This is a genomic window from Halanaerobium saccharolyticum, from assembly GCF_004362045.1.
Classification (GTDB): Bacteria; Bacillota; Halanaerobiia; order Halanaerobiales; family Halanaerobiaceae; genus Halanaerobium; species Halanaerobium saccharolyticum_C.
Genome location: NZ_SNWX01000013.1, coordinates 63,546 through 83,134 on the forward strand (window position 1 = coordinate 63,546; position 19,589 = coordinate 83,134).

The window sequence follows — 19,589 nt, forward strand, 5'->3', positions numbered from 1 at the left end:
GATTATTGCCTAATTACAGTAAATGTGATATTATCAAGCTTACAGGAGGTAGAAGCACTATGGTTAAAATTGAAAAGGTCATCCCAAATTCTACCGCTGATAAAGCAGGATTAAAGGAAGAGTATAAGATTATTACCATTAATGGACAAAAAATAAATGATTATATAGATTATTTATATCAGATTTCTGAGCCAGTTATTGAGCTGGAAATTGAAACTAAAAATAATCAAAGAAAAAATATTGAATTACAGCGTCAGCCTGGAGAGGAATTAGGTATAGAGTTTAAAGAAATTATATTTGATGGTTTAAAACAGTGTAAAAACAACTGTATTTTTTGTTTTGTCAAACAACAGCCTCAAAACATGCGTAATAGTTTAAACCAGATGGATGATGATTATCGATTTTCTTTTTTACAGGGTAGTTTTGTGACTCTGACTAATTTAGAACAGAGAGAAATCGAAAGAATAATTGATAAAAACTTGAGTCCAATTAATGTTTCGGTTCATACCACCAATCCTGAATTAAGGATTGAGATGATGAAGAATCCCAGGGCGGGAGAAATAAATAGATTACTTAATTTATTTCAGAAGCATAATATTCAGTTTCATACTCAGATTGTACTCTGCCCCGGTTATAATGATCAAGCAGAACTGGATAAAACTTTAGCTGACCTTTTAGATTTTTATCCTCAGATATTATCAATTGGTATTGTTCCGGTTGGCTTGACCAGGTACAGAGATGGTCTGGCTGATTTAAGAACCTTAACTGAGCAAGAAATGAAAAATTCACTGGGGCAGATAAAATACTGGCAGCAGAAAGCTGTGGAAAAGTACGATGAAAACTTTATCTATGCTGCTGATGAGTTTTATTTAAATACTGAGTTTGGGCTGCCCGATTATAATAATTATAATGATTTTCCGCAGTTGGAAAATGGGATTGGGCTAACAGCTTTACTGAATGAACAGATAAAAGAAATTAGTTTTCCTGATTCTTTAACAGAAAAGAAAAGGATTGCGATTATGACATCTGTTTTAGGAGAAAAATCTCTGAAAAAATTTGCTGACAGTTTAAAAAATATTGCTCATCTTGAACTTGATTTTAAAGTAGTTAAAAATGATTTTTTTGGGGAAAGGGTGACAGTAGCCGGACTTTTGACTGCTCAGGATTTAAAAGCTGAAATAAAAAAAATCAAGCTTAATAAATATGATAAAATTTTTATACCGGATATTGTTTTAAATGATCAGATGAAATTTCTGGATGAAGTAAAAAAAGAAGACTTTTTAGATGAGTTATCTGGATATAAGATAGAGTTTGTTAGTAATATCAAAGAATTTATGGAGGTGATTAAAAATGGCTAAATCTACAGTAGCAATTGTGGGAAGACCAAATGTTGGTAAATCTACTCTTTTTAATAGACTAGTGGGTGGCCGCAGAGCAATTGTGGAGGGAGAACCTAATGTAACCCGGGATAGAATTTATGGAGAGACTGACTGGCTGGGAAGAAAGTTTAATGTTATTGATACAGGTGGAATAGTTCTCCATGATAATGATAAAATAAAAAATCAGATTAAATATCAGGCTGAACTGGCTATGGAAGAGGCTGATATTATTTTGTTTGTTGTTGATTCTCAAACGGGAATGACAGGAGTTGACGAAGATATTGCTCAACTCCTATATAGAACAAATAAAGAAGTCATTTTAGTTGTTAATAAAGTTGAAGACTTTTCTAATCAGGAAGAAATTGGTTGGGAGTTTTATTCGCTTGGTTTTGGTGATCCGGTACTCATTTCAGCGGAACATGGTAAAAACACAGGTGAACTACTGGATGATGTTATAGATAAATTACCAGAGACTGAAGCAGAAGACTCTGATGAGGATAAAATTAATATTGCAGTAATTGGTAAACCTAATGTTGGTAAATCAAGTTTAATTAATCATTTAGTGGGTAAAGAACGAGTTATTGTCAGTGATATGCCCGGAACAACCAGAGACGCGGTTGATACTTTGATTGAATGGAATGATCTACAATTTAATTTTATTGATACTGCTGGTTTAAGAAGAAAATCTAAGGTAAAAGAAGATGTTGAATATTACAGTAACTTGAGAGCTTTAAGGTCAGTTGACCGAGCTGATGCTGTTTTAATGATGATTGATGCTCAGGAAGGTGTAACCGATCAAGATAAAAAGATAGCTGGCTATGCTCATGATGAAGGTAAAGCAATGGTTATTGCAATTAACAAATGGGATTTGATGGAGAAAGATACTAATACAATGGAGAGATATACTGATGAGGTATATTATCAGCTCAAGTTTTTGAATTATGTTCCTGTAACCTATATTTCTGCTATTACGGGAGAAAGAATAGACGAACTTCTGTCACTGGTGGAATTTGTGGTAGATCAGAGTAATCTCCGGATTAAAACAGGTATTTTAAATGAAGTTATTTCCGAAGCAGTCCAGCTGCGTGAACCACCAAGTAGAAAAGGTAAAAGGCTTAAAATATATTATGGAAGTCAGGTTGGTATTAAACCTCCAACATTTGTTTTCTTTGTTAATGATCCCAATTTAATGCATTTTGCTTATCAGAGATATTTAGAAAATGTACTTCGAGAAGCTTTTGGTTATGTAGGAAATCCAATGCATTTTAAATTAAAACAACGAAAATAGGAGGTTCCCATGCAGATATTTTTTGCTATTTTATTTAGTTATTTAATTGGTTCAATTCCATCCGGTTTTCTGTTAACCAAATATGTAATGAAAAAAGATGTCAGGGAGTATGGAAGTGGAAATATTGGAGCAACAAATGTAGCGCGGGTAATGGGTTTAAAAGCCGGTGTTTTAGTTGCAGTTTTCGATATCTTAAAAGGATATTTAGGTGTCTTAGTTGGGCAGCTTATATTAGGCAGCAGTTTATCAACTGCTATTTTATTTGTAGCTGTGGCTGCTATTGCCGGTCATGACTGGTCGTTATTTCTTGGCTTTTCCGGTGGTAAGGGTGTTGCTACAACCTTTGGTGTTATTTTGAGGTTGTATCCCTTGGCCTTTTTAATCTATGCAATAATCTGGATTTTATTAGTCTTTATGACCAGATATGTATCACTGGGCTCAATTATTGGTTCTATGTCGCTTCCGTTAACTCTTTATTTTAGCTCTTTTGACAGCAAACATGTTATTTTTGCGGTTTTGTTATCTCTTTTTGTAATGTATACTCACCGTGAAAATATTAAACGGCTGCTTAAAGGGGAAGAAAACAGAATGGACCCGGAGAAATTAGGAAAGAGTGGTAAAAAGTAATGAGTTCAACGATTACAGTAATTGGAGCCGGCAGCTGGGGAACAGCCCTGGCTAATTTGCTTGCTGAAAATGGAGAAGAAGTAAAATTATATGCCAGGGATAAGGCGGTGGTTGATTCAATTAATAAGCAGCAGCGAAACTTTAAATATTTCCCTGAACATAGATTAAATAATAATTTAACTGCTTTTAATAATTTAGAATCTGCTTTAGTGGAGGCTGAACTAGTTGTTATATCAGTGCCTACTCAGGCTCTAACCAGTGTTTTAAAACAAATACAGAGTTTAATAAATTCAGATGTAATAATAGTTTCTACAGCCAAAGGAATTGAGGAAGAATCATTTAAAACTAATTCCCAGATGATTAAAGAAGCTGGTTTTAAGAATGTGGTTGTTTTATCAGGACCTACCCATGCAGAAGAGGTTATGGAACAGCTGCCGACAGCTATAGTTTCTGCTGCCAAAAATAAAGAGGCAGCAGAAAGGGTTCAGGATCTATTTATGTCTAATTATTTTAGGGTTTATACCAATCCTGATGTCAGGGGAGTAGAACTTGGTGGTGCTTTAAAAAATGTAATTGCTGTGGCCAGTGGCATTTGTGATGGTTTAAATTTTGGAGATAATACCAGAGCTGCTTTGATTACAAGAGGGCTGAATGAAATGAGCCGTTTTGTAAATTATCATGGAGCTAAAAATTTAACTCTGGTTGGACTATCAGGTATGGGAGATCTTGTTGTTACCTGTACCAGTATGCACAGCCGCAACCGCCGTTTTGGGATTGAGATTGGTAAAGGCAAAACTCTTTCGGAAGCAAAGGAAGAGGTTAATCAGGTGGTAGAAGGGGTCAAGACCGCTCGGGCTATTTATAATTGGTTAGACTCAGAAAAGATTGATTTAGAGATGCCGATCACTAAGCAGGTATATCAGGTTTTATTTAAAGGCAAGGATCCCTATCAGGCTGTAGAAGAGCTGATGTTAAGAAGCAAAAAACACGAAATGGAATCGGTTGTAGATAATTCCTTATGGAATATCTAGAAATTTTATAAATTTTTTCTTTAATCAAGCAGGAAATCGCTGTTATAACGAGAATAATAAGTAATGACAGTAAAAGTTTTAGTTTTAAAAGGGGGTGAATTTCCATGACTAAGAATGAACTTATTGATGCCGTTGCAGAAAAAACTGGTATCACTAAAAAAGATACAGGGGAAGTAGTTAACGAAACAATTGATACTATCATGAATCACTTGAAGTCTGAAGCTAAAAAGGCCGAAGATAATCGTGATAATGTACAGTTAATTGGGTTTGGTACTTTTGAAGTAAAAGATAGAAGTGCCAGAAAAGGACGCAATCCTCAAACTGGGGAAGAAATTGAAATTCCAGCACGTAAAGTGCCTGTATTTAGAAGTGGTAAGTCTTTTAAAGAGACAGTTGATGTTTAAGATTTAAAATTACTTATTGAGGGACCGGAAATTTCCGGTTCTTCTTTTTATCTACATCTTAAATTTCCTTATTTATGATTTTAATCATAAATAGGGATTTTTTTAATTATATCGGGGATTTTTACTAAAATAAAATTAATTATTTGCAGGAATGTCAGTAATTAACTAGAAATTAATATAGTAAGCTATATAAATTTTAAAAAGTTTACTTTATGATAAAAATTGGAATAAGGAGGAAAAAATTATGAATCAAATAACATCTGGTTTACAGGCAATTGCTGCAGATTATGGGATGAAATTCCTGCTGGCAGTTGTTTTATTAATTGTCGGTTTATGGGTGGTTAAATTAATTGTTAACCTCTTAGAAAAAAATATTCAGGGTAAATTTGAGCGAACATTAACCAGTTTTTTAATGTCTATTACCAGAGCAGTTCTGCTAATTATGCTGTTTATTTCAATTGCTTCTACAATAGGGATTCAAGTCACATCCTTTATTGCAGTTCTGGGAGCAGCTTCTTTTGCAGTAGGATTGGCTCTACAGGGCAGTTTGTCTAATTTTGCTGGTGGAGTCTTACTGCTCATTTTTAAGCCGTTTACTGCGGGAGATACCATAGAAGTTGCAGGCCATAAAGGAAAAGTGCAGGAAATACAGATTCTTTATACTATTATTACAACTTTTGATAATAAGAAAATTATGATTCCAAACAGTAATATTTCAAACAGCAGTATCACAAATTTTTCTGCTATGAGTGAGCGAAGAGTTGATCTGATATTTGGCATCGGTTATGATGATGATTTTCATCAAGCAATTTCTTTATTAAAAGATTTAGCTGACAAACATGATCTGATCTTAGATGATCCAGAGCCAATTATTAGGGTTGTTGAACATGCCGGCAGCTCAATTAATATTGCCTGTAAAGTCTGGGTTAAGGGACCTGATTACTGGACAGTTTTTTATGATATGCACGAAGATGTTAAAGATGCCTTTGATGAAGCTGGAATTGGTATTCCATATCCACAATTGGATCTTCATTTTGATGAGGGAACCAAACTTTGTTAGTTGATAAAAATAGAATAGAAAGAATTAATGAGGCTGAATTGAAGAAAAAAGAATTTGTAGCTTACTGGATGCAGTCATCTCAGCGCCTGGAATATAATCAGGCTCTGGGCTATGCTGTCGAAAAAGCAAACCAATTAAATCAGCCTCTCTTAATTTTTTTCTTAATCAACTCTAATTTTCCAGAAGCTGAATACGGACATTTCAAGTTTATGCTGCAGGGTTTACAGGAGATTAAAGATGATTTGAAGGCTGCTGAGTGCAATTTTTATATAGTTGATTATCAAAAACTTGAGGATTTAGAAAAAATAACTGGAAAAGCATCTCTGGTTGTTAGCGAAAAGGTATATTTAAAACATCTGCGTCAGTGGAAAAAAGAAGCTGCGCAAAAACTTGCAGTTCCTTTTTATCTGGTGGAAAGCAATTTAGTCTGCCCAATTGAGGAAGTTAGTGATAAAGAGGAGTATGCAGCCTACACTATTCGTAAAAAAATAAATAGTATACGAGCTAAATATTTAAAAATATATCAGCGAGAAAAGCTGCAAAATAAAGCCAAAATACAGCTAAATGATTCAGGTTTAAATTTTGTTGATGATTTAGATCGGTATTTAGAACAGATGGAATTTAAAGAAAGAATTAGCTATGATAATTATTTTGTAGGTGGTTATCAGCCGGCCAGACAGAAACTCGAAGATTTTGTTAAAAATAAGCTGAAGGACTATGACCAGAAAAGAAATATTCCACATCTTAACTATCAATCTGATTTAAGTCCATATCTACATTTTGGTCAGATATCCGCTCAGGAAGTTGCTCTGGAAGCTCTGGATTCTGAATCTGAGGCAGAAACTTTTTTAGAAGAACTTATTGTTCGCCGTGAGCTTGCTTTTAATTTTGTCTATTACAATCAGAATTATGATGGAAGTTTAAAAAATATTTTATACGATTGGGCCTATCAGTCTCTAATGAAACACAAAAATGATGAACGAGAATATCTTTATAACTATCAGGAATTAGCAAATGCAGAAACCCATGATAAATATTGGAATGCAGCCCAAAAAGAGATGATGATCACAGGTAAGATGCACAATTATATGCGGATGTACTGGGGTAAAAAGATTTTGGAATGGACAGCTGATCCTGAGACAGCCTATCAGCGTACATTAAAATTAAATAATAAATATTCGCTTGATGGTAGAGATCCCAACAGCTATGCTGGAGTGGCCTGGGTTTTTTCAAAACATGATCGAGCCTGGCAGGAAAGAAAAATTTTTGGTAAGATAAGGTATATGAATGCTGGTGGTCTGGAAAGAAAGTTTGATATGGACCAATACCTGAGCAAAATTAATAAACTGGAATAACTTTATCCGGTTAAAAAAAGCAGGATATTAGTAATTATTGTTGAATTAGTAATATAAAGAAGAGTTTTTTGAATTTTAATTATGGAGGTAATAATATGTTAAAAGAAAGTGTAGAAAAAGCTTTAAATGAACAAATCAATGCAGAATTGTATTCGGCTTATTTATATCAATCTATGGCAGCCTATTTTGAAGATAAAAGCTTGGAGGGTTTTGCCAGCTGGATGGATCTTCAGGCTGAAGAGGAACAGGCTCATGCTCGTAAAATTTATGATTTTGTAAATGAACGAGGAGGCAGAGTTATTTTAGATGGAATAGAAAAACCAAAAAGTGACTGGAATTCTAATCTTGAAGTTTTTGAGGATTCTCTGGAACATGAAGAAAAAGTTACCGCAATGATCAACGATTTAGTTGCTCTAGCGGAAGAGGAAAAAGATTATGCAACCCATTCTTTTCTTCAGTGGTTTGTTGACGAACAGGTAGAAGAAGAAGATACTTTTGGAGAAATTGTTGACAAATTAAGATTAGTTGGAGATTCAACACAGAGTTTATTTATGATGGATGATAAACTTGGCGCCAGAACACAAGCTCCTGCAGAAGAAGAATAATTTAAGTTAATTAATTAAAATTAGAGATATATCTATTTTCTGTAGGTATATCTCTTTGAATACTTTACTGGAGGATATTGGTGGCAAAAGGAGGCTCAAAAATGGGAATAATTGATAAAATAAAATCAATTTTTAGTGGAGGAAGTCAGTCCAAGCTAATTGATGTTTATATTGAAGATGATAAATGTGGAAATCAGATGAAGCTTTTATTTAGAAAAAGTTATGATATTCAAAAAATATATGAAGATAATCGGGATGCTGCTTATGAAATTAGAAAAATGGTAGTCTGTGATAATTGTTATAACAAAATTGAACTTCATCTGGAATTTGATAAGAGATATAATATTAAAAATCAAGAAATCAAAGATGGAAAAATAATTAGTAAAGAAGAATTTGAGAAAAATTAATTTCTGGATTTATATTATATATTTTTGATCATCAGTTTATCAATCTAACTTTAATCCGTAAATTTTCTTTGAAAGGATGTAAATTTTGAAAACTTTAATAAAAAATATTGCTGAAATTCACAGTCCTTTTTCGGAAGTCAAAAAGGAGCAGTTTATTTTAATAGAAGATCAGATTATCAAAAAAATTGACAGTATGGCTCAGCTTGATCAGAATATAGGTTATGATTATTTGGTTGATGCAGCCGACAAAATCGTCCTACCCGGTTTTATTAATACTCATACTCATGCAGCTATGACACTAATGCGGGGTTATGCTGATGATATGCCCTTAAATAAATGGCTGCAGAATAAAATCTGGCCTTTTGAAGGCAAAATGAGCCCAGAAGATATTTACTGGGGAACAGCCCTGGCTGTGATGGAAATGATAAAAACAGGGACTACAACTTTTTCTGATATGTATTTTGCAATGGATAGAGTTGCTAAAATAGTTGAAGAAAGCGGAATCAGGGCAGTTTTAGCAGAGGGATTGATTGAGGCAAATGATGGTCAGGAGGGGTTAACTAAGGCTGTCAACTATGCTAGAGATTATAATAACGAGGCTGATGGTAGAATTACAACCATGCTGGCACCTCATGCTCCCTATACCTGTGGCAGAAATTATTTAGAGCAGATCAGGGAGCTGGCTCTGGAAAATAATTTGCCTGTTCACATCCATTTATCTGAAAGCAAAAAAGAAGTCAAAGATTCTCTGGAAAGTCATCAGAGTTCACCCGTTAAATTCTTGGCAGATTTCGATTTTTTTGATAATCATGTACTTGCTGCTCACTGTGTACATTTAGAGCAGGGAGATCTTGAAATTCTTAAAAAAAATAAAGTTCAGATTGCCCATAATCCAATGAGTAATGCAAAACTTGCAAATGGTATTGCACCGATCAAAAAATATTTAGATAATGAAATTAGTGTTGGTCTCGGCACAGATGGGGTTTCCAGTAATAACTCCCTGGATATGCTGGAAGAAGCTAAAATGGCTTCTTATCTCCAGAAAATAAAATACGAGGATCCGACTGCTCTTGACACTGAAATGATTTTAGAGATTTCAACTATAAATGGTGCTCATGCACTCGCCCTCAATAAGGTTGGTTTAATTGAAGAGGGCTATCAGGCTGATCTTCAGTTAATTAATTTAAAAAAAGATTCTTTTTATTATCCTCATCACAATAATTTATCTAACTTATTTTATGCTGCTGACAGCCGCAGTATTGAGACAGTTATTGCTGCTGGCAGAATTTTAATGGAAGATAATGAACTCAAAACACTTGATCAAGAAAAAATTTATCAGGAAGCAGAAAAAAGGGCTTTTAAAATTGCTGCGAACTTAAATTAGTTTTTGATTATTAAATTAAAGATTTGAAAGGAGAAAATTATGAGTAAAACAATTAAGTTTTTTCTCTCTACTTTTATAGTAGCGATTATTTTGCTAACTATTTTTATTTCTTCAGGGGCAACTATTTATACGGACTGGCTCTGGTTTGAAGAACTGGGTTTTGAAAAAACATTTACTATTATGTTTCTTTCTAATTTTATTTTGCGGCTGCTGATTGGAGCTATTTTTGCTGCTGTAATTTATTTAAATTTACATTTCACCAAAAAACCCATTAACCAATTTATTAATATTAAAAGTGATGATCGGGTAGAAAATTTATTCGGTGAAGAAAGAAATCAAATTTTTGAATGGCTTAATAAAAAACGTTTGAATTTAATCTACTTATTTTCCAGTTTGATTTTTGGTTTTTTGTTTTCTTCCATTTCCAGCAACAGCTGGAAAATCGTTTTGAAGTATTTAAATAAAACTAAGTTTAATTCTGCAGATCCAATTTTTAATAATGATATTTCTTTTTATGTTTTTTCCCTCCCTTTTTATACTTTTTTGCGAGAAATGGGAATGGTCTTAGTAGTTATCTCTTTAATTTTAGTGGGGGCAATCTATATAATATTTACCGGGATTCACTCATTTAGTGAGATATCAGATAAGCTGGGCAGCAGAGCTAAAAAGCATATGTCAATTTTAGTTTTTGTGTTTTTGCTTTTTAAAGCCTGGGATTATAGACTCCAGATGTATAATATTTTATTTTCCTCAGATGGTGTAGTTTTTGGAGCTGGCTATACAGATGTAAATGCTACTTTATTAGGCTATAAAATATTATTTGTGACAGTAATTTTCGTTGCTCTGGCAGTACTTTACAGCTTATTTAAAAATAACTATAAACCACTTGTCTGGGGAATTGCTGCCTGGATTGGTATTTCGATTATTTTTACAGGTATCTATCCTGCTTTTATACAGCAGTATCGGGTTGAACCAAACGAAATTAGTTTAGAAAAAGAGTATATTAAAAACAATATTGAAATGACTCAGCAGGCTTACGAGCTGGATAATGTTCAGACAAAAGATTTTAAAATTTCTCAGTCTGAATTAACCTATGCTGAATTAATGGAATATGAGACAGTAGTTGATAATATTAGGCTCTGGGATCACAGACCTTTGCAGACTACCTATAACCAGATTCAGGCTTTAAGACAGTATTATGCCTTTGAAGATATTGATGTTGATCGTTATCAGCTAGGTGATAAGTATACTCAGGTGATGCTGGGTGCAAGAGAATTAGATCAGAATGCTCTAGCGACTCAGGCACAGACCTGGGTTAATTTGACATTAAAATATACTCATGGTCTTGGATTTGCGATGAGTCCAGTTGGTAAAGTTAGAGAAAATGGTCTCCCAGAGTTTCTGGTTCAGGATATTCCTCCTGTAACTAATAGTGAACACATTACCTTAAAGAACAATTCAATTTATTATGGAGAAAAAACAAACAAGTATGTAATTGTAAATACAGATCAAACTGAATTTCATTACCCAATGGGTGCAGAAAATGTCTTTACTCAATATGAGGGAACAGGTGGAGTAGAGGTTAAGGGCTTATTCAGAGAAGCTATCTATGCTCTTCGATTTGGTACACTGAAAATGATTTTATCTGATGACATAAATAATCAAAGTCAGATAATGTACGATCGGAATATTCATCAGCGAGTAAGAAAAGCAGCCCCATTTTTGAAGTATGATAGTGATCCTTATCTTGTTCACGCTGAGGGCCAATTATACTGGATCTATGATGCCTATACTACCACTGGACTTTATCCTTATTCTCAGCCTTTCAATGGCAGTGAGAATTATATCCGGAATTCAATAAAAGTTGTGGTAGATGCCTACAATGGGACACTGGACTATTATATTATGGATGAAAATGATCCAATTGCTGCCACCTACAGTAAGATTTTTGATGACTTATTTAAACCAGCCGATCAGATGCCGGATTCTTTGAGACAGCATATTCGTTATCCCCAGGATCTATTCAAAATCCAGTCCAATATTTATAGCACTTATCATATGGATGATCCTGTGGTTTATTATAATCGCGAAGATGTCTGGGCAATTCCTCAGGAAAACTACCAGGGTTCAACAATTCCGGTAGAGCCCTATTATATAATGAATCAGCTGCCTGGAGAAGAAAAAGCGGAATTTACTTTGATGACCCCTTTTACTCCAGCCAACAGAAATAATATGGTCGCCTGGATGGCAGCCCGTAATGATGGTGAACATTATGGCGAATTATTTACCTATAGATTTCCTAAAGATCAGCTTATCTATGGTCCCAGTCAGATTGAGTCAAGAATTGATCAGGAATCAGAAATTTCACGAATGCTTACTTTATGGAGTCAGAGAGGATCCAGGGTAATTAGAGGTAATCTGCTTGTCATTCCAATTAATAATAGCGTACTCTATGTTGAACCGATCTTTTTGCAGGCTGAAAATGGCGGTATTCCAGAACTGATCAGGGTTATAGTTGCCCATAAAAATGAAATTATAATGAGGGAAAACTTACAGGAGGCATTAAGTGCATTACTAAAAAGTGATGAAAGTCCAGCAGTGGCCGCAGAAGAGATAGAACAGGTACAGCAGTTGACCCAAGAGGGACAACCACTACAGCCAGGACAACCGGGAGCAGATTCTGAAGCTGCTCAGGGGCCTCAAACAGATCAGGCAATAAGCAATTTAGATTCGGCCAACAGGGCAGAACTTATCAGTCGAGCCAATGAACTTTATCAGCAGGCTCAGCAGGCATTACAGCAGGGTGACTTTGCAGCTTATGGTGAAACTATAAATCAATTAGGAGAAGTCTTAAATCAATTATCCGGAACAGGAGAGTAATTATCTATGAATGATTTAGAATTTAAAACCGAAGAAAATAGATTTAATTTGCATCATCTGGCAACAGATAAATTCAAAACAAATCTAGTCCAGATATTCTTCATGCTGCCTCTTAAGAACGAAAAAGAGGCAGCCATGAATGCTTTGATTCCTTCGGTACTGGAGCGGGGATCAAAAAATTATAATGATAATCAATTAATAAAAACAGAACTTGAAAATTTATATGGTTCAAATATGAGTTCTAATATTTTAAAAAGGGGAGAAAATCAGATTCTAAGATTTTCTCTGGAAATGGTAAATGAAAAATTTTTAACCCACAAAAGCAATTTAACTGTTGATGCTTTTAATTTATTAAATGATATTATTTTCAATCCCTTAACTGAAAGAGGGAAATTTAAACAAAGATTTTTTGAACAGGAGAAAGAAATTTTAAAACAGGATATTTTATCCTTGATCAATGACAAATACAGTTTTGCTGTTGAAAATTGTCTGACCAGAATGTGTAAAAACGAAAAATATGGCATTTATAAAATGGGAACAGTCTCTGCACTTGCTAAAATTAGCAATCAGGAATTATATGATCATTATCAAAAAATAATTGAGGAAGCAAAAAGATCTCTGTTTTTAGTTGGAAATTTCAAAAGCTCTTTTGTAGAAAATATTTTTGAAAACACCAACTTAGAAGCCGGAGCTGACATTTTTGATGAAAATACAGAAGCTGTATATCAGGATAAAGACGTTGATTTTTATGAGCAGGAATTGAGGGTTAATCAGGCAAGACTGTCTATTGGCTTTAGAACAGGAATTACCCGCAAAGATCCAGATTATTATTCTCTGTTAGTTTTTAATAGTCTGATAGGAGGTTCCACCCATTCCAGATTTTTTCAGGAAATTAGAGAAAAAAGAAGTCTCGCTTATTATGTGAGTTCTTCCATCGAATCTACCAAAGGGTTATTATTAGTTAATAGCGGGATTAATGCTGAAAATCATAAAAAGGTAATTGAAGTTGTAAAAAATGAGATTGCAGCAGTTATTAAGGGAAAGTTCAGTCAGGATGAATTTTTGCGGTCTAAAAAGAGTATCATTAATCATTTAAAACAGGATTTAGACAGCAATAAGTCACTTTCGGCTCATTTTCTTTTGAGTCTGGTTAATAATAAAGAAGAATCAATTAAGAAAACAATTGCCGGAGTGGAAGCAGTTGACGAAGATGATATTATAGCAGTTGCTAAAAAACTAAAGATGGACACTATATATTTACTAAAAAGTGAGGAATGATTAATTTGGAAAGTATCTATAATAAAAATATGGATGAAAGACTGGTAAAAGCAAAATTAGATAATGGTTTAAATATTTATATATTTCCAAAAAAAGATTATGTAAAACAGTATGCAATGCTTTCAGTAGATTTTGGATCCAATGATATTGATTTTATTGATGTCAAAAATGGGCGCCGGAGAAATATGCCTCTGGGTATTGCCCATTTTTTAGAACATCAGCTTTTTGAAGATAAAGAAGAAAGTATTTTTGATAAATTTGCTGATCTGGGTGCTTCAGCAAATGCCTATACTAACTTTGACAGCACCAATTATTTATTTTCCAGCAGCAGTAATTTTGAGGATTCTTTGATTAATTTAATTGAGTTTGTAGAGGATCCATATTTTAGTGATCAAAATGTAAAAAAAGAAAAAGGAATTATTGTTCAGGAAATTAAAATGTACCAGGATAATCCTTACTGGAAATCTTATTTTAATCTCCTTTCAGCTTTATATTCAAAACATCCGGTAAAAAATGAGATAGCAGGTACAGAAGAGAGTGTGATGTCTATTACACCTGAGGACTTATATATCTGTTATTATAATTTTTATTTACCATCTAATATGGATTTAATTTTAATTGGAGATCTTGATCCACAGAGAATAATTAATTTAATCAGGGAAAATCAGGCAAAAAAGCACTTTCCTCATTTTAAAAACCCGGTCAGAATTATTGAAGAGGAGCCAGAAAATGTTGCTAAAAAACTTGTAGAAGAAAAAATGAATATTTCTCGCCCCATGGTTCAGATTGCTTTTAAAGATCCAGTTCAAAATGAAGATCCAGCTCAGATAATAAAAAAAGAATATATTGTTAATCTGCTCTTGGATATAGTTTTTGGCAGCAGCAGTAAGAATTATAATGAGCTCTATGATCAGGGAATTATTGATAATAGTTTTTCCTGCAGCTACCATAAGAAGCCAGATTATGCTTATGTCCATTTACATGGAGAAACTAATAAACCTGATCAGATGCGGGAGAAAGTTAAAGAAAAACTAGTTGATATAGATCATGATGAGATTAAAGAAAACTTTCAGCGAATTAAAAGAAAATATCAGGGTAGTTTTATCAGATTGTTCAATAATTTTAATCATCTGGCCTCAGAATTTATAAATTATCGCCGACTGGGTATTGATATTTTTGAGCTGGCGGCAATTATAGAAGATATTACACTAGAAGAATTACTTGCCTATTCAGATAAAATATTTAATAAAGATTTTATGGTTGAATCGATCATTTTAAATGAGGACTGATTTTTTTGGCTTTCAAATTATATAACTTCATTTTTTATATTACTATGGCAGCATTTGGGTATTTTAATATTTATTTTCAGGATGCAGGACTTGATTCTTTTCAGATAGGTCTGGTTAATGCTATTCCACGAATTTTTGCTTTACTATTAATGCCTTTCTGGGGCTTTTTAACTGATTATTTTCACGAGAATAAAAAGGTTTTATTGATAACTCTAATTGGTACTCTGGCTACAGTAGTCTTATTTCCTCAGACGAGTTCTTTTAAAGTTTTAATGCTGCTCATGTTTTTTTACACCTTATTTCAAAACCCGATTATTCCTCTGTCAGATAGTTTGCTTTTAGATTATCTGGGAGATAATTCTAATTATTATGGTAAGTTTAGATTGTGGGGTTCAGTTGGTTATATGCTGTCAGTATCTCTTTTAGGTTACTTCCTGGAGGCAACTTCATCAGCAAATTTATTTTATATTTATGGTATTATTTTAATTTTATCAATATTTTTATTAAAGTTTTTGCCAAAAAGTAAACGAAAAATTAAGGTATTAGATCCCGGTGATTTTAAGAAAATTTTCAAGAAAAGACGCCTGCTTTATTTTTTGTTTTTTGTATTTATACTGCAGACATCTATGAATGCAAACTACAGTTATTTTCCTCTTTATATAGTAGCTCATGGAGGAGGAGAGTTTCTGGTAGGAATTGCTCTAACCGTTTCTTCTGCCAGCGAAATCCTGGCTTTCTTTTTTTCGGATAAAATTATTAAAAACAATAAATTCAGCAAAATTATTGTGGTTATTAGTCTGGGCTTTATTTTACGCTGGTTAATGCTTTCCCTATTTCCGTATAATCCAATTATCCTTTTCTCACAGCTGCTGCACAGCATAACCTTTGGTCTCTTTTTTGCAGTTGGGGTTGATTATGTTGATCAAATTAGTGGAGAAAAATTTAGAGCAACCGGTCAAAATATTTATGCAGGTGTTTTTATGGGAGTCAGTGCTATCTCTGGAAGTTTAATTGGTGGTAAAATATATCAGCTCTATGGGGGAGAAAATATGTATTTTTTCTGGTCCTTAATTTCTGCAGCTGCAGGTATTATCTATAGTTTTTATCTTTTAAAAAAGGAAAGGGAATTAAAAATCAATGCAGATTAAGAAGTTATTTAAAAAAAAGGCAGCTGATTTAAATATTGATCTCTGTCGTATAACAGACGGTAGTGAACTCGAAAAAGAGCGTGAGATTCTAAAAAAAAGATCTCACAGCAAATACTGGCCCCAGCCATTTACAAATCAGGATCTGGACCAGCTGACAAAACCAGCGCTCCATTTTCCTGGCTTAAAGTCAATTATAGTAGCTGCTGTAAGTTATAGTAATGGTGGTGGAAGCTCATTTTTATCCAATTATGTAACAGTTAAAGATTATCACAACTATCTGCAGGATAAGCTGGAAAAACTGGCTATAGAAATACAGCAAGAGGTGCCACAGGATTTTAATTATAAGATATTTGTCGATACAGCTCCTTTTTTAGAGAGAGCTCTGGCTAAAAGAGCTGGCATTGGATTTATCGGAAAAAATTCTATGTTGATTAATCCTAAACTTGGTTCATTTTTATTTCTTGGTGAAATATTTATGGATTTAGAAATAGAACCGGATACTCCACTTGATTTAGATTGTGGTGAATGTCAAATCTGTATCAAGAATTGTGAGGGTCAGGCTTTAAAAGCAGAATATTTATTAGATGCTGAAGACTGTATTTCTTATTTAACTCAGAAAAAAGGAATATTAAGCCAGAAAGAAATAAAAAAAATTGGTACCCATATCTGGGGCTGTGATGTCTGTCAGGTAAAATGCCCCTATAATATAAATGCAGCCCAAACCGCAGCTGAGGAGCTGCATTTTCTAAACTGTGATCTGGAATATTTTTTAAAATTAGATCGAAATAACCCTCCTTCTGAACTGAAAAAAACAGCAATTATGTGGAGAGGCAGCAGAATTTTATTAAGAAATGCTTTAATTGCAGCAGCAAATTTAGGAGAAGAAAAATATTTTGATTTAGTTAAAGAAAAATTGAATGATAATTCTCCGGTGATTCGTTATTATGCAGTTCTGGCACTGCTCAAAATTGATTATAAAAAAGCAGAAAAAATTGTTAAAAGAACAATTAATAATGAGAATAACAGGAAATACAGAGAGAAGATGATTATGATTTTAGAGCAGAAGGAGGAACAGAATGAATATTAATTTAGATGGCGAAAAATTAAAAATAATTGAAAAAAGCAGTATTGAAGCAATAATTGCAGAAAGTAAAATTGAAAATGAAAAAGATGTGATGGCTGTAATTATTGATAATGAAGTTTATGATTTAAATGAAAAGCTGGATAGAGATGCTGAAATAGAAACAGTTAAAATTAATTCAGAACTCGGTAATAGAATTTATCGACGCAGTCTTTTTCTGGTTCTGGCTAAGGCTGTTTATGAGCTTTTTCCGGATTCAATTTTAAAAATTGAAATTTCTATCAGCAACGGTATTTACTGTGAATTAGAAAATAAGTCCAGCTTGAGTAAATCTGATTTAAATAAAATAAAAGAACGGATGGAAGAAATTATTGCTGCTGATTACAAAATAAAAAAACACAAATTGAAAAAGGCAGAAGTTTTAGAAATTATCAAAAATGAAAATTGTACTTTTAGAAGAGAGTTAATTAAACAGCAGGATAATGGTAATTATATTCTTTATGAACTTGATGGATACTATGACTATTTTTATTATAATATGGTACCTTCCACCTCTTATTTAAGAGAATTTGATCTGCATTTAAGGATTCCTGGATTTGTCTTATTATTTCCCAAGTTTTTCAGCAGTAAACAGGTACCAAAGTTTATAGAACAGCCTAAACTGGCAAATGTCTTTCTGGAGCATGAAAGATTGGGTAAAATTCTGGGGATAAGTAATGTGGTGGAATTGAATCAGGTGGTAGAAGAGAAAAATTATAATGAACTGATCAGGATAGCAGAAGCTCTACATGAGAAAAAAATAGCAGGAATAGCAGATCGTATAAAAAGTGGGATGCCCAGAAATAAAATCATCTTAATTGCCGGCCCAACTTCTTCTGGTAAAACTACCTTTACTCACCGACTATCAACCCAATTAAAAATTAATGGTTTGCGGCCGGTGCAGATTTCGGTTGATAATTATTTTGTTAATCGAGCTAATACACCACTGGATAAAAATGGAGAACCTGATTTTGAATCAATAAAGGCCATTAATTTAGAACTATTTAATGAACATCTTTTAAAATTGATTCAGGGAGAGGAAGTTGAACTACTTAAATTCAATTTTGAAGAAGGAGTTAGAGAAAAAAGCGGTAAATTTTTACAACTGGAAGATGATCAGCCAATCTTAATTGAGGGGATTCACGGCTTAAACGATAAAATGACTGAGGTAATTCCACAGGATTTGAAATTCAAAATCTATATTAGTGCTTTAACTCAACTCAATATTGACTGTCATAACAGAATACCAACAACTGATACCAGGTTAATTCGCAGGATTGTAAGAGATAATCAATATCGAGGATTATCTGCGGCTAAAACGCTAAATTTATGGAGAGGGGTCCGTAAAGGCGAAGAAAAAAACATTTTCCCCTATCAGGAAAATGCAGATGTAATGTTTAATTCAGCTTTGATTTATGAGCTTTCAGTGCTTAAAAATTATGTTGAGCCGCTTTTAAAGCAGATTGATAAAACAAATAAAAATTATTATCAGGCACAGCGACTGCTGGAAATTTTAAGCAGTTTTAAAGCTATACCTGATAAAGAAGTACCTTTTACTTCGATTTTAAGAGAGTTTACTGGGATGAGTGTTTTTAGAGAAGAATAGATCAATATTTTCTTTAATTTCATCCCAGCTATTAACTTTTGTAATCTGTTTATTACCTTCAAAATCATAATTATGATACTTGCTGACTAAAATTACTGGAATATTTTCGGCGGCAATTTCCAGTGCGTTTTCTTTTTTATCATCAATAAATAGAGAAATATTTTTTTCTACTGCCAGAGGAGCTTTTTTTTCTTCATGGTGCAGTTCATGATAGGGTATCTTATTTTCTTCTAACCATTTTTCAGTTAAATCACGATGTTCTGTACTTCTGGCTGTAATTAAAATTAGCCGATGCCCTTCATTGTAAAGCTCAGTGAGTATCTCTTTGGCTTTATCTATAGCTTTTACACTGCTGTATATTTCCTCTATTTTTTCCTGGATAAATTCATTTAATTCCTGATCATTGATTGCAAAAGCTTTTCTAAGATCATAAGTGTATTCTTTTAAAGTTATTTCCCGATCAAAAAACTCATTCATTTTCTGCTGCCAGATACTATTATGATCTGGACCTTCATCTGTCAAAACTCCATCAATATCTATACCAAAATTGTATTTCATTTTTAACACCTCATATATAATTTACTTAAACTTATATTAACATTTTTTTAGTTTTATGTCTAGATAATATGAACAGGTAACGTCAAGTATTTTGTGTAAATAAATTAATATCTTTCTTCAAATAGTTGAATTAAGTTTTCTCGAGTAGCTAAAAATCCTTTTAATCTTCT

At 33.2% G+C, this 19,589-nt stretch carries 17 protein-coding genes; 16 read left to right on the forward strand and 1 reads right to left on the reverse strand.

Annotated features, from left to right (window positions below; genetic code table 11):
- The first annotated feature begins 59 nt into the window (after window positions 1-59).
- The 16 genes from DFR79_RS09210 to DFR79_RS09285 all read left to right on the forward strand — a co-directional run bounded on the left by DFR79_RS09210 (window position 60) and on the right by DFR79_RS09285 (window position 18,861).
- Window positions 60-1,358, forward strand: a complete 1,299-nt coding sequence (locus DFR79_RS09210) for a DUF512 domain-containing protein (protein WP_133515212.1) — start codon at window positions 60-62, stop codon at window positions 1,356-1,358.
- On the forward strand, window positions 1,351-2,667 hold the full coding sequence (der, locus tag DFR79_RS09215; protein ID WP_133515213.1) for a ribosome biogenesis GTPase Der: 1,317 nt from the start codon (window positions 1,351-1,353) through the stop codon (window positions 2,665-2,667). The genes DFR79_RS09210 and der overlap by 8 nt, the downstream gene beginning before the upstream one ends.
- A 9-nt stretch (window positions 2,668-2,676) precedes the next feature.
- Window positions 2,677-3,294 carry a glycerol-3-phosphate 1-O-acyltransferase PlsY gene (gene plsY / locus DFR79_RS09220; protein ID WP_133515214.1) on the forward strand — a complete coding sequence of 206 codons (618 nt, stop codon included), beginning with the start codon at window positions 2,677-2,679 and terminating at the stop codon, window positions 3,292-3,294.
- On the forward strand, window positions 3,294-4,325 hold the full coding sequence (locus DFR79_RS09225) for an NAD(P)H-dependent glycerol-3-phosphate dehydrogenase (RefSeq protein WP_133515215.1): 1,032 nt from the start codon (window positions 3,294-3,296) through the stop codon (window positions 4,323-4,325). The genes plsY and DFR79_RS09225 overlap by 1 nt, the downstream gene beginning before the upstream one ends.
- A 104-nt stretch (window positions 4,326-4,429) precedes the next feature.
- Complete coding sequence (locus DFR79_RS09230; RefSeq protein ID WP_133515216.1) at window positions 4,430-4,729, forward strand: HU family DNA-binding protein; 300 nt, start codon at window positions 4,430-4,432, stop codon at window positions 4,727-4,729.
- A gap of 244 nt (window positions 4,730-4,973) precedes the next feature.
- The gene (locus tag DFR79_RS09235) at window positions 4,974-5,789 is read left to right on the forward strand and encodes a mechanosensitive ion channel family protein (protein WP_133515217.1); all 816 of its coding nucleotides are present in this window, start codon (window positions 4,974-4,976) and stop codon (window positions 5,787-5,789) included.
- Window positions 5,783-7,144, forward strand: a complete 1,362-nt coding sequence (locus DFR79_RS09240) for a deoxyribodipyrimidine photo-lyase (protein ID WP_133515218.1) — start codon at window positions 5,783-5,785, stop codon at window positions 7,142-7,144. The genes DFR79_RS09235 and DFR79_RS09240 overlap by 7 nt, the downstream gene beginning before the upstream one ends.
- A gap of 95 nt (window positions 7,145-7,239) precedes the next feature.
- Window positions 7,240-7,749 carry a ferritin gene (locus tag DFR79_RS09245; RefSeq protein ID WP_133515219.1) on the forward strand — a complete coding sequence of 170 codons (510 nt, stop codon included), beginning with the start codon at window positions 7,240-7,242 and terminating at the stop codon, window positions 7,747-7,749.
- A gap of 101 nt (window positions 7,750-7,850) precedes the next feature.
- Window positions 7,851-8,156 carry a hypothetical protein gene (locus DFR79_RS09250; protein WP_133515220.1) on the forward strand — a complete coding sequence of 102 codons (306 nt, stop codon included), beginning with the start codon at window positions 7,851-7,853 and terminating at the stop codon, window positions 8,154-8,156.
- Window positions 8,157-8,241: 85 nt separating this feature from the next.
- Window positions 8,242-9,540 (forward strand): amidohydrolase, encoded by a 1,299-nt coding sequence (locus DFR79_RS09255; protein WP_133515221.1) that lies wholly within the window; start codon window positions 8,242-8,244, stop codon window positions 9,538-9,540.
- A gap of 39 nt (window positions 9,541-9,579) precedes the next feature.
- Window positions 9,580-12,420, forward strand: a complete 2,841-nt coding sequence (locus tag DFR79_RS09260) for a UPF0182 family membrane protein (RefSeq protein WP_133515222.1) — start codon at window positions 9,580-9,582, stop codon at window positions 12,418-12,420.
- Between the two features lie 6 nt (window positions 12,421-12,426).
- Window positions 12,427-13,698 (forward strand): EF-P 5-aminopentanol modification-associated protein YfmF, encoded by a 1,272-nt coding sequence (yfmF, locus tag DFR79_RS09265; protein WP_133515223.1) that lies wholly within the window; start codon window positions 12,427-12,429, stop codon window positions 13,696-13,698.
- Window positions 13,695-14,987, forward strand: a complete 1,293-nt coding sequence (gene yfmH / locus DFR79_RS09270; protein ID WP_243727755.1) for an EF-P 5-aminopentanol modification-associated protein YfmH — start codon at window positions 13,695-13,697, stop codon at window positions 14,985-14,987. The genes yfmF and yfmH overlap by 4 nt, the downstream gene beginning before the upstream one ends.
- 5 nt (window positions 14,988-14,992) lie before the next feature.
- Window positions 14,993-16,135, forward strand: coding sequence for an MFS transporter (locus DFR79_RS09275; RefSeq protein ID WP_133515224.1), 1,143 nt, complete (start codon window positions 14,993-14,995; stop codon window positions 16,133-16,135).
- The gene (gene queG, locus DFR79_RS09280; RefSeq protein WP_133515225.1) at window positions 16,125-17,222 is read left to right on the forward strand and encodes a tRNA epoxyqueuosine(34) reductase QueG; all 1,098 of its coding nucleotides are present in this window, start codon (window positions 16,125-16,127) and stop codon (window positions 17,220-17,222) included. The genes DFR79_RS09275 and queG overlap by 11 nt, the downstream gene beginning before the upstream one ends.
- On the forward strand, window positions 17,212-18,861 hold the full coding sequence (locus DFR79_RS09285; RefSeq protein ID WP_133515226.1) for a nucleoside kinase: 1,650 nt from the start codon (window positions 17,212-17,214) through the stop codon (window positions 18,859-18,861). Before queG ends, DFR79_RS09285 begins: the two co-directional genes overlap by 11 nt.
- Here the strand turns inward: DFR79_RS09285 and DFR79_RS09290 are convergent.
- Complete coding sequence (locus DFR79_RS09290; RefSeq protein ID WP_133515227.1) at window positions 18,820-19,419, reverse strand: 5' nucleotidase, NT5C type; 600 nt, start codon at window positions 19,417-19,419, stop codon at window positions 18,820-18,822. The genes DFR79_RS09285 and DFR79_RS09290 overlap by 42 nt on opposite strands.
- Window positions 19,420-19,589: the final 170 nt, after the last annotated feature.